The organism is Halorubrum sp. 48-1-W, from assembly GCF_003287355.1.
In the GTDB taxonomy this organism is placed as follows: domain Archaea; phylum Halobacteriota; class Halobacteria; order Halobacteriales; family Haloferacaceae; genus Halorubrum.
Genome location: NZ_QMIM01000020.1, coordinates 74,705 through 88,927 on the forward strand (window position 1 = coordinate 74,705; position 14,223 = coordinate 88,927).

Sequence of the window (14,223 nt, forward strand, 5' to 3'; positions counted from 1 at the left end):
TGTTATCATTGTCAGGCAGTAATCGTTTCAAAATACTGATTTCCACTATCACAAGCAATAACAACGACCGATGAATCATCAATCCTTTCTGAGATCTCGTAAGCAACTTTTAGCGCAGCTCCAGTAGATGTTCCAATAAGCAAACCATCTTCCATAGCCGCTCTTTTTGTCCATGAGACGGCAGTTTCGTCACTGACAGAAATAATAGAATCAATATATTCAAACCACATCGTTGGGGATTCACATTCTTTTCCCAGACCTTCTATCGAAGTATCATATTCAACGAGATCTTCGTTATGAAACGCAGTGCTAATATTTGAGTGTTCGGCATCAACACCAATGATCTCTATTGTGTCATCTTTTTCAGACATATACTTGCCAATACCAGAAATCGTTCCACCAGTTCCCATCGGACAGACGACGTGTGTTAGATTGTTAGTCTGCTCCCATAACTCGGGAGCAGTCCATTTTTCGTGAACTTGTGGATTAAGCTGATTATGATATTGATCAAGAATAACACCATCCCGTTTGTTTGAGATCCTTTTTGCTTTATTTCTATAATGATCTCTGTGGTTAGAGCCAACATTTGGGCATTTTATTAACTCAGATCCGAATGATTCAATATAACCAGACTTCTGCTTACTCGTTGATTCTGGTATCGTTATAACACAATCATATCCTAATCGATTCGCTACTAGTGAAACACTACCAGCAGTATTTCCGGAAGAGGCTTCCACAATGAGATCGTTAGCATTTATTTTGCCTAACTGTCGCATCTCTAGTACCATTCCGAGAGCAATTCTGTCTTTCATTGACCCAGTCGGATTCTTCATTTCTAATTTTATATGGAGACTCTCTTTTCCAGATCGAGGATATTTAATCAATGGTGTATCACCAATAAGTGAGAGAACTGGATCGGTTACATGATATGGTGATTCTGAAGAATTCAACTCTCTCTCTAATTCTTCTGTTCTCTCTAATTCTTCTGTTCTATCTTCGCTGTGTTGTTCAATGGTTTCCTCTTCTGTTGTCATTATTTAGCCACGAGATGTTGTACAAGAGGATAATTAAAAGATCGTGTTTGGACGCAGGATATCAATCTCAACACAGATAATTACGATATATCTCCAATTAACTGTTTAGTCTGCGAGTCTTCGATAGAGTAGACTGGCTAATTCGGTATCTAGGGATTTCGGGGTCATGCGCTACGTAAGCTGTGTAGAGCCTGTCAGAGAAGGCCTTCCAAGTGAGGTCGCAGGGTTTTGAAACTGTGTCCCCAATTCCAACGCCCTGTAAAACGTAGCTTCAGTCAACGAATTCTTGAATGCGATGGCCACGGAGACAGTTCCGCAGTTCGAGCACCTTGAGTTCGTGTTTCTACTGGACTACGATGTGTTCTCCCCCGCTCGTCGGAAAACACGGGTTCACAAGCTAGCGGATCTCATTCACAGCTTTCTGTACTGCTACTACGAGGATGTCTACGGCACGCCTCCGGTTACACGAGAATTTCAGAATATCCCTGTCTAGCACTACTACGACTTCGGCTGTGTGATCGTCTCTACCGGCCAAAGATCACGATAGAAACGGATGTTACACAAGCTAAACAAGCAGAACAGAAGCGGCGATGTACGTGACGCGCTCACCGTCGAAGAACCAACGTAGATACTTGGCAATAGCGCCTACGACATTCACGATTGGCACGACCACCTGCTGGCCGCACGGTCGTGCCAATCGCTCCGTACAATCCCCGAAACATAGACGATCCGAAACATCTCGAATATAGACTTGGGGGTAACATCACCGAACACAGCGAGGACGTTCAGCTGAAACAATCTATCTTGGAGGAGACGTACAACACCGAGCAAGTGTTGAACAAACTATGACGCGGTTTAGGACTACAGCCTCGGGAACGTCTGAGCCCGAGGTCGCGTCCACGCACGGATGAAGTATTCGTTGCGCTCTGCTTCCGACTTGCTGTTGCTATCACCAACTACGAGCGAAGAAATGAACCGAGCGGTGAGAAGCTATGAGTTGGATTCTATGATACGAAAATTTACTGTATCATAAGGTTGAGACTCTTCAGACGTATCAATCTCTTATTTTTTAGTTGAGTTACTGGAGATCGATCCTACCTACTTCCGCAAGTGCGATAAGAGAATATAATAAATGTTGCTGATTATGAAAATTGGACTCAACAGTGTCTTTACTCATAATCCCGAATCGTGGATCTGATTCGTATATTTCATTAAGTTTAAATTGTTTCCTATACTGGTAGTTAATTAAACTGTTCGACCAGAAGTTATATCCCGTCTGTAACAAGGGCCAGAGAGAAGTTTCGCGAAAATGTTTTTTGGCGAAAATTATTAAGTTAGGCTCGGCAACTTTCTCTGCAGTAGCACGATCAACTCCAACGAGCGAGATATATTTGTTTTCGATATAATCTTCGTAGAATTCACGATGCCGCTTCTCTTCTATTGGCACTTTACGCCAAAATTCGTATATTTCTCGATCTTCAAGAGGCAACCACCAATCAAGATTCAAATAATCATACGCTCGCACCTGATTAATAATTAATTTCGAGCGACGTTCTTCAAGACGCCAGCGTTCAAATGCCTCTACAGGTGAATCCGGGCCATTTAATGTGTTAATTCCTAAATTCTTCGATATCCTATCGATCAATTTACTTTTTGGTCTTGGAACATGTTCATTATATTTGAAATGTTGGTCAATAATATATGATCCTAACTGATCAACATCAATCTCTTCTTGACCCTCAAAAATAGTGGGGGTTGCCTTCATTGTATCTAAAGAAGAGTGTCCAGGCACAAAAAGCGCATTTTCTGGAATTTTTCCTTTTTGGTCTAATTCTATTAATGTTAGAATATCCATTAAAGTAGGGAGAACGGCGAGCGATCCCGCCATATTGAAATATTTATCCCACATGGGTGAATCTTGGAATTTTCCCCAGTCATTGTGTGTTAATTCGGCATTTAACCAAGCAAATCCCAAATTCTCTGCTACTGATTTTGCAATTGATCTATTCTTTTCAGTGAATATATTTGTACTGTATGTTACTACATTTTCATACCCAATCTGTTTAAGCATTAAAGCGATTAGTCTTGAATCATATCCACCACTAAGAGGAATAAATATGGGTCTTCCATCAGCAATATCTACTAGTCTAGAAAACGAATTTTCAAGCACATTCTCAAATTTTTTGTTCAAATTCTCAGAGATATATTCATCAGATGATAGTCGATGAATGTGATGGCGTTTATGTTCGATTGTGTTTGACTCTTTATCGAATACAACCATCTCTCCCGCCTGTATCTGTTTAATATCCGAATGAAGAGTATCTGACCCTGTAACAAATCTAGATGTAATATATTCTGTTTCGATAACTGAGGAGATAGAACTATTTTTCATCTTTTTCTTTAACCAATTACAGTCATCACTAACAAGGAAGTCGTTATTGAGTTTGGAATAAAAGACGGGAGATGAACGCATACGATCGGCAGCGATGATCGTTTTATCTTTCTCATCAATTATAATAGAAAAAAACCCATTTAAATTACTGATAATATCTTTTAGAGTAGTTAAGTTATTCAATCCTTTTAGTTTTTCCAAGATTTCTTGTTTATCTAGATATGTTCTCTCATAGTAGGCATGTCCTCTAACATAAAGAGATCCATCTGTAATCCAAATAGAATCGTTATGTATCAAAACTGTCATTTTTATAATGTGTTTGAAGTCTTCATCGAAGGATGATCATTAAACAGATCGGTTGGATTGTATTTAAAAATGGCGCTAATCACATGTCTAAGAACAATCTAATTGGAAAAACAGATAGTGTCTCAAGCTGGAATCAGAATTCACAGATTATATATATCTCATAGTTCAGTTGAACTTGATGCTTGACCTCGCTCGGCGTACATTCCGAAAATACGAAAATGAGGGGGTCTCTGAGACTCTCGCGGCTGGATGGGAAATAGTTTTTCGAAAGAAATTATTAAAACAGCATATCTCTCCAAAAATAATACGAAGATCTCCATATACCACTCTCCACCAGTCAGAACTCGTTGATACTTACTCTACTAGGTGGATGAATGATTTAGAAGAAAACATAAAAGTGAATATACCACCCAAAACTTGGGTCTCTCCTAGCAAAACATTCAGTGATGTTGAACAATATACAATCGATTCTTCTGCTATTTCTGAAATTGATGATGTAACTTTACTCGGTCCTGTAGCGCTAGGAATAGCAGATGAACAACTAATTGGAGACACGATCGCCCCGCCATCCCTTTTGGATAACAGACTGGAAGTAGCTGTTTCACAGATAATTGAGGCACACGGGTTCAAATGGACGTATGATACGATCCTTTCAGATGATGAAATCCACTCTCGATTACCAAATCTTGGTACCGTCTGTCCACTTATCCCACTCTGGTCGAATTATTACCATTGGATCGTTGAATGTATCTTGAAATTACGAGGGGTTGAATACTACCAAGAAACAACTGGTCACGTTCCGACTATTGTCATCCCACCTGATATTCCTTCTTGGGCGAAAGAAACCCTCGAACTAATGGGTGTCAATCCGACTGATTGTATCGAATTTGAGGGTCGAGGCTATCAAGTTGATAAACTAATCGTGCCCACGTATCCAGAACCAACACCTAGCGAATATAGATGGCTTCGTAAAAAAGCGATATCGGCAGTTGATCTCAAAAATAAAGGCGGAGAACGGATCTATATTTCACGTCGAAATGCGACTCGCCGCCGTATTATTAATGAATCTACAGTTATAGAAACGCTTAATGAGTTAGGATTTTCAGCGTATGTTCTCGAGGATCTTTCCGTATCGGATCAGATTCAACTGTTTTCAGATGCAGAAATTATTGTTGGCCCACATGGTGCCGGATTCACAAATATGCTATTTTCGAATGATCCGATCATACTTGAGATTTTTGGTGATAGAATAAAAACAACATTTTATCGTTTAGCGAAAATCGCAGGACATGAATATCACTATTTATCTGGCAAATCTAATGGAATTGACATCCAGGTAGAGCCCGATCAACTAAAAAAAGTTCTTGTTGATCTGATTGGAGTATAATTGTGTTCGGACATCCGAGTTGACGTGGGTGAACTTGATGAGACTCTCCAAAACGTTCTCAGAACCAACTAAGTTGATCGTATCTAATTTATAGGTATCCTAGATCCTTAAGCCGGTCCTCGGCTGTTGTTTCGTTCGTAGATTCAGGAGCGGGAGCATACGATTCGTACTTCTCGCAGTCCGTTGCGGAGGTCTTCACCCAAGGCACTTTCCGCATACACGGTAGCGGACAGCCGATGACATGCCTGTAGAACCCGTACTCGCCAAACGCTTCACCGTGATCTGCGGTGATTACGACGTCTTTCGCGTCCAAATTCTTCAGTAAACGCTCCACCTCGTCTAAGACGAGCCTGAGGTGAGTCAGGTATTCGTCCCAGGCGGCTTCTCAGGTAACATTCCCGGAACGGAGTGCGTCGAAAGGACGGAACAGGTCAGGACGATCAGCAAGTGGGAACGGATCGTGCGGATACATGTAGTGGACGATAAGCTGTTCCGTCTGACGTTCTCGACCCGCTCTAATCGCTCTATCAGTCGTGTATTTTGGATGGGTTCGTGAACCGGCGTTACCGTTGATCATCCACTCGGCATCTTCGTCAAATTCTACTCGCCAGAGTTCCTCGAGGTAACCGAAGTCCTCGTGGTCGACGATATCGTACTCAGTTGGTCCGAATGGTATCGCGGCATGTCCGGTATCTCCTCCCTGCCCGATAACGCGATCCGTGTAGCCGTTACCGGAAACGTATGCCGTCCGTTCAATTTCGTTACGGTATTCTGTATCAAAAGTGTGGTTCATCCATTCGAATGACGTACTCCCAACAGACGTTATCGTCTCCTCCACGGCTAGAAAATCGTATTCGTCCTCGACTTCACGAAGGGCGTCCACACGACAGGCGTCAAGGAGGATTATAGCGTCCCAGTCACGCTCGAAAATATTCGTTCCCCACGGTCGCCATTTCGTTATACTGAGAAGAAATGCGACGTAAATGTAGTATATTGGACGTATGACCCGCGATGTGAGCGGCTTACTGCTGTTACCGAGATTGGAAAGACCCTGTGACACCCATTTGTGAAAACTGACTGCCATTACCGATAATCAGTCTCGTGTGTGTATATCTGTATCGAACTACTCATAAGATCAAAAATTCTCATCAGAGATATCTTGGCCTTTCTCCCATCAAAGTATACAAATACACACCATTTGACCTATACTCATGAATCAGCCGAACGTTCTACTGGTGGTGCTAGATAGCGTCCGAGCGAAGAACGTTGGGCACCTAGGGTATCCGAGAGATACGACGCCGAACCTGGATGAGTTTGCCAAGAGTGCGACGACCTACACGAACGCACGCGCGCCTGGTATCCACAGTATCTCTAGCCACGTGAGTCTATTCACGGGATATCACGTTGCCGAACACCGTACCACTTCTCACGGGGCGAGTATTCAGTCCGGCCACACCGTCTGGGAGGACTTAGCCGAGAAAGGCTATCGGACCGGACTGTTTACTCCGAATTCGATCATCGCAGAGTCGTCGAACCTCTCGTCCTTCTTTCAGACCGTTGTCGGTCCGAAGCGTCAAGAACTCCTCTTCCCCGAAGCGATGGGGCCGAAACAGGTCAAAGGTGATCCGAATTATTTAGGATACCTCCGTGCTAGTTTCCGTTCCGACGCCCCACTCAAAGCGATCATCAACGGTCTATCTCGTGAGTTCGGTCGATCGAAAGCCGCACATGATCCGAAGCGCGAACACGGCGGGGAGTACATACAAGAGTTTCGAGAGTGGCGAGATTCCAGTGGTGGCCCTTGGGCAGCCTGTCTCAACCTCATGGATGCGCACTATCCGTACATACCACTAGATCAGTTCGACCGTTGGGGTGGGGAGACCCTCCAGGATCTCCATCGCGAAGCGATGGGAGGGCCTCTCACTACCCAGTATCTAGGAGAGAGACCGTTCTGGGAGCTTGAAGCCACCGAAAGTCTCTATGACGATTGTATCCGACAAGCAGACGCCTACGTAGGTGATCTACTGGAGTATCTGCGATCCGTGAACGAACTTGAGGAAACGCTCGTCGTAGTGACCAGCGACCACGGTGAGGGATTCGGTGAATACAGTGTGTTGAACGATGAGGTTCGACTCATCGATCATAGCTGGGGGATCGGTGATGAAGTAGCACACGTACCACTCGTCGTCAAACATCCAACGCAATCTAGCGGCAGTTCAGTGGATGCTCCTGCGACACTTACACGGTTTCCCACTGTCGTGGAGAATACAGTCAATGGAGAACGAGTGTCGTTTACGCCGAACGATGGGTCCGCAATCACGACATCATACAGAATCAAAGAACCTGGCGATCAGCTACCACTTCCACGAAATAAGCGAGAATCGTATTTTGGACCATGGCATGCTATCTGTCGAGAGCACGGCGGACAAGTGGTTATTGATGCGGTCCGTCGTGAAGATCAAGTTCAGTACACTCCCATCACCAGTCGTTACACGAAATCTGCTGATCAGGAACACGTGGAATCTGTTCTCGGGAAACTATCGAATGCTAACATAACCGAGGAGGAAAGTGAACTCGAGAGCGAAGTCGAACAGCGCCTCCACGAACTCGGCTACATGACGTAGCCTCGTTCCATGAACCGAAATTGGACGAGAACTGCTCGAGCAGTATCGAAAAGGAGGCCTTATTGTCCTCTCTCACGCCAATCGATACATGCGTCTGGGACAGACGTCTATTATCCACTTCGCGTCCCGTTTCTCGTCATCCGTACTTGGATTCGTCGCGACAGTGTTTATCGGACGCATACTCGGTTCTGACGGTCTGGGGACTTACTATCTCGTTCTCTCGATGATCGCCTGGTTGGGAATTCTCACGAAAATGGGTGTTCCTGGCGCCATCACGAAGCGCATCAGTGAGGGAGAATCACAGAGTGCGTACGCTATCGCGGGCGTATCGATCAGCACTATCCTCTTCGTAGCGGTCGCGATGTGCGTGCTCCTGTTTAGAGAGTCAGTAAACAGTTACATCGGGTATCCTGCCACGGAGTTCGTTGTTCTATTGCTGTTCGTGAACCTCGGTCAGTCGCTGGTGAATGCCGTTCTAAAAGGACAGAACCTCGTTCACGTGTCGGGTATATTCAGTCCGATTCGAACCGGAACCCGGAGTATTATTCAGATCTCTACACTATTTGTCGGCTTCGGTCTAGTCGGTCTGTTTGCTGGGTACACTCTAGGATACGCACTCGTCGCGGTACTCGGAACGTGGATAGTCGTTCGAAATTTCGATCGAATATCGCTACCCCGACGTTCTCACTTCGAAAGTATAATTTCGTACGCGAAGTTCTCATGGATCGGGTCTCTCCGTTCGCGAGCGTTCAACTGGGTTGACGTGTCGATTCTCGGTTTTTTCGTGTCGTCCTCGCTTGTCGGTATCTACACGGCAGCCTGGAACGTCGCCGTTTTTCTGATACTGTTCGGCGGCTCGTTGAGTCAGACGTTGTTCCCTGAAATGAGCTCGTTGTCCGCCGATGAAGACCGAGAAGCAGTCGCCGATCTCTTCGAAACCGCTCTCGCATTCGCGGGATTAATCTTGATCCCCGGGTTAGTTGGTGGAACGATCCTCGGTGAACGGCTTCTTCGAGTGTACGGAGAGGAATTCTCTCGGGGCGCAGTCGTTCTCTCTGTACTTATCGTCGCCACGCTAATCCAGGGATACCAGCGTCAGTTCACGAACACATTAAACGCGATCGACCGGCCCGATCTATCGTTTCGTATCAATGCTGTATTCATTCTCGGAAACGTGGTACTAAACCTCAGTATTATCCCTCATTTCGGTGTCATCGGCGCAGCTACAGCGACTGCTGCTTCGGTTGCGGTGAGCCTTGGTATGGCCTACGCCATGCTTTCGTCGTTGATCACGTTCTCAATCCCGATCGAAGAGATCGCCAAACAGTGGATGGCTGCGGCGATCATGGGCTTGTTCGTCTATGCCGGTGTGTGGATGGAGTCGACATACTCGATCGTTGGCATCAACATCGTTATCCTATTCGCGTTAGTCGGGATTGGGGCAACAGTATATTTCACGACACTTCTCGCGATCTCAAGGCGTTTCCGGAAGACTATCGCCGACAACCTCCCCGCATAAATCGATCTCCCAGATCACAGGTAGAGAGATTGAATACTCACAAGAGTTCGTCTGTCGTTCACCATCGATCGCTACGGCGACGTATCTCGCGACATTGACAGGGTCGACGGTGATCTCATGTCACAACGGACCGCTTCATGGATAGTCGCCGTACTCGGCAGAGGATCGTTTCTTTGATCACGACGATGCGGCGGTCGTTTCTGGCTGTCTCGTCTGTTATTTCGTCGTTTGATATCGCAGTCGCCTCGTCGATAGTCATCATATCCAATGAACGAAGCTGTTCCACGACAGGAACCAGAAGCTTAATGCAACGAGCGCCTTCCGAGGATCGATACCCCGTCGACCTCACCCGGCCTCGACGTCGTCGAGGAACGTCCGCGCCCGATCGAGCAACTCCGAACGGATCGCCTCCAGCGTTCGGTCCCCACCGTTCCGGGCGACCAACTGGTGCCGTTCCCGAAGGAACGCCTCGAACGCCCGTTCCGCGAGCGCGTCGACCGTTACGACGCCGTCACGCTCCTCGATCCGGGTCGCGATCCGCGCCAGCTGTTCCCGATCCGCGTGCGCCGCTACCGCCTCCACGGGGTCGACGTTCGCCGTCTCCCGCTCGACCGTCGCCGAACGCTCCGCTCCCCGGATGACGCCCCGACCGCCCGCCTTGTTCCGGACGACGACGCCCACGGCGGGGCCGTCGTACCACGCCGACGGGGGGACCGCGTACGCCTCGGGGTCGAAGTCGCGGGCGCGGCGCTCGCGTTCGAAGGCGTTCACGGGGTCGAGCCCGAGCCGCTCGAAGATCGCCTCCACGGCGTCCGGCGGCCGGAACGCGCCCGCGTCCGCCGACCAGACGTCGTGGCCGAGGAACGGGGGGAGCCGTTCCCAGTCGTACTCGGTCCCCCGTCGACCGGTCGCCACGCCGAAGAAGACGACGTCGGTCACGTCCTCGACGGCGTCCCGGAGCGCCTCGCGGTCGAACCGCTCCCGGACGTGTCGGACCGCGTGGCCGTACGCGGCCGGGAGTTCTCCCGGGTCGTCGTGGACGACCTCGCGGTCGCCGAAGCGGAGGAGTCCGGATTCGTCCATCCGGAACCGGAGGTGCCAGCCGTCGATCAGTTCGAGGAGCCAGAGGTGGCCGGTGAGGAGGTCCTCGGGCGCGTCGGCCACGGACGGGATCGGTGGGTAGCGTTTCATGTCGTGGACCGACCGATGCCGGCCGGCGCACCGAGCCGAGCGGAACCGCTACCGATGGCCGGAGTCCGGCGCCGATCGTCGGTACCGTCTCGGCGACGGAGCCGGATGGCTCTTGTGGCGATGCGAGAAAATGGCGTTCCCGTGGCGTGACGATGCCCCGCAGTCCCCCACGGCGTCGCGGCGACTCCGACCGATGAGGAAACACTCATGGCACCGGTCTGACTACTGTTCGGCATGACGGGACTCGACGGATCGGGGGCGAGTCGCGGTCGGGACGGTGTCGGGGAGGCGCCGTGTCGGTTCCGGCCCGCCAGGCGGTCCGTGCTCCGCAGTACGGCCGGCGTGTTGTCCACAGCCGGCGTCTCGACGTGGGGGATCTCGAAGGCGACGTCGACAGCGACGGCGACGGACCACGTCCCGGAGCGGGCGGTCTACGTCGGCTCCGACGACGGCTCGCTGTACGCGGTCGACGCCGGGACCGGCGAGGCGGTCTGGCGCTTCGAGGAACCCGGAGACGCGGTCTCCTCGTCACCGACGGTCGTCGACGGGACCGTCTACGTCGGGTCGGCGGACGGGTCGCTGTACGCGGTCGACGCGACCGACGGCTCCGCCGCGTGGTCGGTCGAAGTCGACGACGGCGAGAACGGGGGGATCGTCTCCTCGCCGACCGTCGTCGACGGCCGGGCGTTCGTCGGGACCGACTCGGGGTCGATCGTCGCGCTCGATCTGACGGAGGGGACGGAAGCGTGGCGCGTCGAGGAGTCCGTGAGCGCCGTGGTCTCCTCGCCCGCCGTCGACGGCGAGACGCTCTACGTCGGGACGGAGGACGGCGACGTCCTCGCGCTCTCGACGGCGGACGGGGCGGAGCGATGGCGCGCGTCGACCCCCGAGGACGGCGTCTCGTCGTCGCCCGCCGTCGCCGACGGGACCGTCTACGTCGGATCGCTCGACGAACGGACGTACGCGTTCGACGTCGCCGAGGGGGAGCCCGTGTGGAACGCGGACCTCGGGGACATCGTCTTCTCGTCGCCGGCGGTCGTCGACGGGACCGTCTATGTCGGCAGCGTCGGGACTACCACCGGGCTCCACGCGCTCGACGCGGAGACGGGCGACCGGCGGTGGATCACCGACGGGGTCCCCGGCGTGGTCTCCTCGCCGACCGTCGTCGACGGCGTCGTCTACGCCGGATCGCTCGGCGGGTCGCTGTACGCGATCGACGCCGAAACCGGCGACGTGGAGTGGGACGCGGAGGCGGGCGACCAGGTCAACTCCTCGCCGACCGTCTCCGACGGGACGGTCTTCGTCGGTGACACCGCCGGGACGCTGTACGGCTTCGACGTCGCGGACGGCGAGGAGCGGTGGCGGTTCGACGAACCGTCCGAGGCGGTCTTCTCTTCGCCCACCGTCGTCGACCTCGCCGGCGAGGGCCACGGCGTCGGCTCGCGGACCGCGCTCGGGACGCTCGGACATCACCACACAGCGGCGGGCGTCGCCTTCGAGGGAGGTGAGGGCTCGACCGACTCGTCCGGGTCGACGGGATCGGACGATTCGACGGGATCGGACGACACAGCGGGGACGGACGAGTCCGGCGACGACGGCGCGGACGGTGGTGGGTCCGGATCGGCCGAGGGCTCCGCCGACGACTCGGGATTTGCGGGAGTGACGGGCCAGGTTCCGGCAGTCGGGCTCCTCGGCGCAGCGGGCGGGCTCACGGTCGGCGCGCTCGCGGCGTATCGGTTCCTCGGCGGACGCTCGGGCGACACCACATCGGGACCGGACGCCGGCTCCCCGTCTGGACGGCCCTCGTCGCCGAACGCGACGAGTTCGGCGGCCACGTCCGGGACCACGGACGCTACGGCACCCGGCTCGGAGACGGGCACCGCCGATGTCGACGCGGGGGGGCCGGCCACCGTCGAGGAGAACGCGGCGTCCTCGACCCCGTCGTCTTCGACCACCACGGCCGCATCGGCCTCTACCGCCCCGACCGACTCGACGACCGGTTCGGAAACCGATCAAACCGGCGAGGGTGGGACCGCTACGGGCAAAACCGGCGAGGACGAGACCGGCGAGGACGGGACCGGAGACCGGAGCGGGGACGCGTTGCTCGCCGGGATCGACGAACTCACGTCGGCCGAGGCGGTCGGGTCCGTCGGGCCGGTCGCCGTCTACGCCGTCACGGACGACCGGATCGACGGGGGCGACGGGCGGGTCCTCGCGCTACCGGACGCGGACCCGGCGGTCGCCGACCGGTTCGAGTCGGTCGCGACCGACTGGGGGAGCGTCAGCCACTACGACGGGATCGTCACCGTGTACGGCTCGGGGACCGACCCGTACCCGTGGCTGGTGACCGATCCGGTCGGGGACGTACCCACGCTCGCGGACCACCTCGCGGAGGGCACGGCCGACCTCACGACCCGACTGTCGCCCGTCGTCGACGCCGCGGAGGCGATGTCACAGGCCAGTCGGTACACGGTCCGTCACTACTACCTCTCGCCGGAGACGATCCGGGTGGTAGGGTCGGGCTCGACTGCGACCGGGATCGTCGACGACTGGGGGATCGCCGCGGTGACCGACACGCCGGACCACGGGACGCGCGAGGCGTCACCGTACACCGCGCCGGAGCAATCGCCCGACTCCGACGACCCGCTCTGGCGGGGCAAGCCCGACACGTACGCGCTCGGCGCGCTCGCGTACCACGCCGTGACCGGGAGCCCGCCCGCGGACCGCCACCCCGCGAAGCCGAGCGACCACGCGGACGTTCCGTCGGCGCTCGACCGGCCGATCACCCGCGCGATCGACCCCGACCCCGACGAGCGGTACGACTCGATCGGCGAGTTCGCGCGGGTGCTCAGGTTGGCTGCTTTCGACTGATCGACCGTGGCCGCCTCCGATCGAGCGACCGTGGCCACCTCCGATCGAGCGACTGTCGGACGTCCGACGGAGCGCGATCCGTCCCGGATATCGATTCAGTCTCTAGATCGAGAACATATGGAAAAGTGATATATTCTACGGGTGAGAAAATCGATCCGTATGACATCTCGTCGTCGATTCTTGCTCGCGGGGGTGACGGCAGGGACGGTCGCCCTCGGCGGGTGTACCGACGCCGTCGAGGTCGCGACACAGGATGAGATCGAGCGCTCGGCCGAGCCGGCCGAGCCAAAGGAGTCGAGCGTCGAGGAGACCGGCTTCGAGGAGGTTCGCAACGAGACGGTCGTCGTCGAGGAGGAGTTCGAGGAGTTCGGCCAGCGCCGGGAGTTTACCGCGCGAACGGAGGTCCGTGCGTACCTTCGGGAGATCCAGTCGGATCTGACCGGCCAGGAGCAGTCGGTGTTCGCCGTCGTGAGCACGCCGGGCGTCGACGCGGCCGGCCAACAGCTCAGCCCGCTCGCGAACATGGACGAGGAGGAGCTGATCCGGGAGGCGCGCAGTGAAATAGGCGGGGAGTTCGACGGCGAGATCGAGGACCCGGAGCTCGACGAGACGATCGAACAGGAGATCTACGGTGAGACCAGAGAAGTGAGCGTCTACGAGGTGACCGTGATCCTTCCGGACGGCACCGAAGAACAGGGATACCTCCACCTCACGATCGTCGAGCGCGGCGAGGACGTGATCCTCGTCGCCGGGGCGTATCCCGCCGACGTCGAGGGCGAACGCGAGCGGATCGAGCGGTTGTTCGAATCGCTCGAAAACGAGTGAAGACGTCCGGGCGACGTGGTTACGGAAACTCAAGGAGAAAGCCCCGGGCTTTAGCGCGGGGATGAATCCGACAA

The 14,223-nt window shown here is 53.7% G+C and carries 9 protein-coding genes and 1 pseudogene; 6 read left to right on the plus strand and 4 right to left on the minus strand.

The window, feature by feature from the left end:
* Positions 1-11: 11 nt before the first annotated feature.
* Positions 12-1,034, minus strand: a complete 1,023-nt coding sequence (locus DQW50_RS10510) for a PLP-dependent cysteine synthase family protein (protein ID WP_112079231.1) — start codon at positions 1,032-1,034, stop codon at positions 12-14.
* 295 nt (positions 1,035-1,329) lie between these two features.
* On the opposite strand from DQW50_RS10510, the pseudogene DQW50_RS10515 reads away from it, so the two are divergent.
* Positions 1,330-2,030 (plus strand): annotated as a pseudogene (locus DQW50_RS10515) (hypothetical protein).
* An 82-nt stretch (positions 2,031-2,112) separates the two neighbouring features.
* Here DQW50_RS10515 and DQW50_RS17630 read toward each other — a convergent pair.
* Complete coding sequence (locus tag DQW50_RS17630; protein WP_127341332.1) at positions 2,113-3,732, minus strand: hypothetical protein; 1,620 nt, start codon at positions 3,730-3,732, stop codon at positions 2,113-2,115.
* 178 nt (positions 3,733-3,910) lie between these two features.
* On the opposite strand from DQW50_RS17630, the gene DQW50_RS10520 reads away from it, so the two are divergent.
* The gene (locus tag DQW50_RS10520; protein ID WP_112079232.1) at positions 3,911-5,119 is read left to right on the plus strand and encodes a DUF563 domain-containing protein; all 1,209 of its coding nucleotides are present in this window, start codon (positions 3,911-3,913) and stop codon (positions 5,117-5,119) included.
* Between the two features lie 385 nt (positions 5,120-5,504).
* On the opposite strand, the gene DQW50_RS17635 is transcribed toward DQW50_RS10520, so the two are convergent.
* Positions 5,505-6,203: a hypothetical protein gene (locus tag DQW50_RS17635; RefSeq protein ID WP_127341333.1), complete on the minus strand. Its 699-nt coding sequence runs from the start codon at positions 6,201-6,203 to the stop codon at positions 5,505-5,507.
* 127 nt (positions 6,204-6,330) lie between these two features.
* On the opposite strand from DQW50_RS17635, the gene DQW50_RS10525 reads away from it, so the two are divergent.
* The gene (locus tag DQW50_RS10525; RefSeq protein ID WP_112079233.1) at positions 6,331-7,743 is read left to right on the plus strand and encodes a sulfatase; all 1,413 of its coding nucleotides are present in this window, start codon (positions 6,331-6,333) and stop codon (positions 7,741-7,743) included.
* Positions 7,744-7,831: 88 nt separating this feature from the next.
* Positions 7,832-9,262: an oligosaccharide flippase family protein gene (locus DQW50_RS10530; RefSeq protein WP_112079234.1), complete on the plus strand. Its 1,431-nt coding sequence runs from the start codon at positions 7,832-7,834 to the stop codon at positions 9,260-9,262.
* Positions 9,263-9,607: 345 nt separating this feature from the next.
* Here DQW50_RS10530 and DQW50_RS10535 read toward each other — a convergent pair whose 3' ends face one another.
* Positions 9,608-10,453 (minus strand): RNA ligase family protein, encoded by an 846-nt coding sequence (locus DQW50_RS10535; RefSeq protein WP_112079235.1) that lies wholly within the window; start codon positions 10,451-10,453, stop codon positions 9,608-9,610.
* A gap of 234 nt (positions 10,454-10,687) precedes the next feature.
* On the opposite strand from DQW50_RS10535, the gene DQW50_RS10540 reads away from it, so the two are divergent.
* Both DQW50_RS10540 and DQW50_RS10545 read left to right on the plus strand, forming a co-directional pair.
* Positions 10,688-13,324, plus strand: a complete 2,637-nt coding sequence (locus DQW50_RS10540; RefSeq protein WP_112079236.1) for a PQQ-binding-like beta-propeller repeat protein — start codon at positions 10,688-10,690, stop codon at positions 13,322-13,324.
* Positions 13,325-13,483: 159 nt separating this feature from the next.
* Positions 13,484-14,149 (plus strand): DUF6517 family protein, encoded by a 666-nt coding sequence (locus DQW50_RS10545; RefSeq protein WP_112079237.1) that lies wholly within the window; start codon positions 13,484-13,486, stop codon positions 14,147-14,149.
* Positions 14,150-14,223: the final 74 nt, after the last annotated feature.

Excerpts from the sequence above, each read along its gene's own strand:
- DQW50_RS10510 (WP_112079231.1), bottom strand. The coding sequence starts at position 1,034 with ATGACAACAGAAGAGGAAACCATTGAACAACACAGCGAAGATAGAACA.
- DQW50_RS17630 (WP_127341332.1), bottom strand. The coding sequence starts at position 3,732 with ATGACAGTTTTGATACATAACGATTCTATTTGGATTACAGATGGATCT.
- DQW50_RS10520 (WP_112079232.1), top strand. The coding sequence starts at position 3,911 with ATGCTTGACCTCGCTCGGCGTACATTCCGAAAATACGAAAATGAGGGG.
- DQW50_RS17635 (WP_127341333.1), bottom strand. The coding sequence starts at position 6,203 with ATGGCAGTCAGTTTTCACAAATGGGTGTCACAGGGTCTTTCCAATCTC.
- DQW50_RS10525 (WP_112079233.1), top strand. The coding sequence starts at position 6,331 with ATGAATCAGCCGAACGTTCTACTGGTGGTGCTAGATAGCGTCCGAGCG.
- DQW50_RS10530 (WP_112079234.1), top strand. The coding sequence starts at position 7,832 with ATGCGTCTGGGACAGACGTCTATTATCCACTTCGCGTCCCGTTTCTCG.
- DQW50_RS10535 (WP_112079235.1), bottom strand. The coding sequence starts at position 10,453 with ATGAAACGCTACCCACCGATCCCGTCCGTGGCCGACGCGCCCGAGGAC.
- DQW50_RS10540 (WP_112079236.1), top strand. The coding sequence starts at position 10,688 with ATGACGGGACTCGACGGATCGGGGGCGAGTCGCGGTCGGGACGGTGTC.
- DQW50_RS10545 (WP_112079237.1), top strand. The coding sequence starts at position 13,484 with ATGACATCTCGTCGTCGATTCTTGCTCGCGGGGGTGACGGCAGGGACG.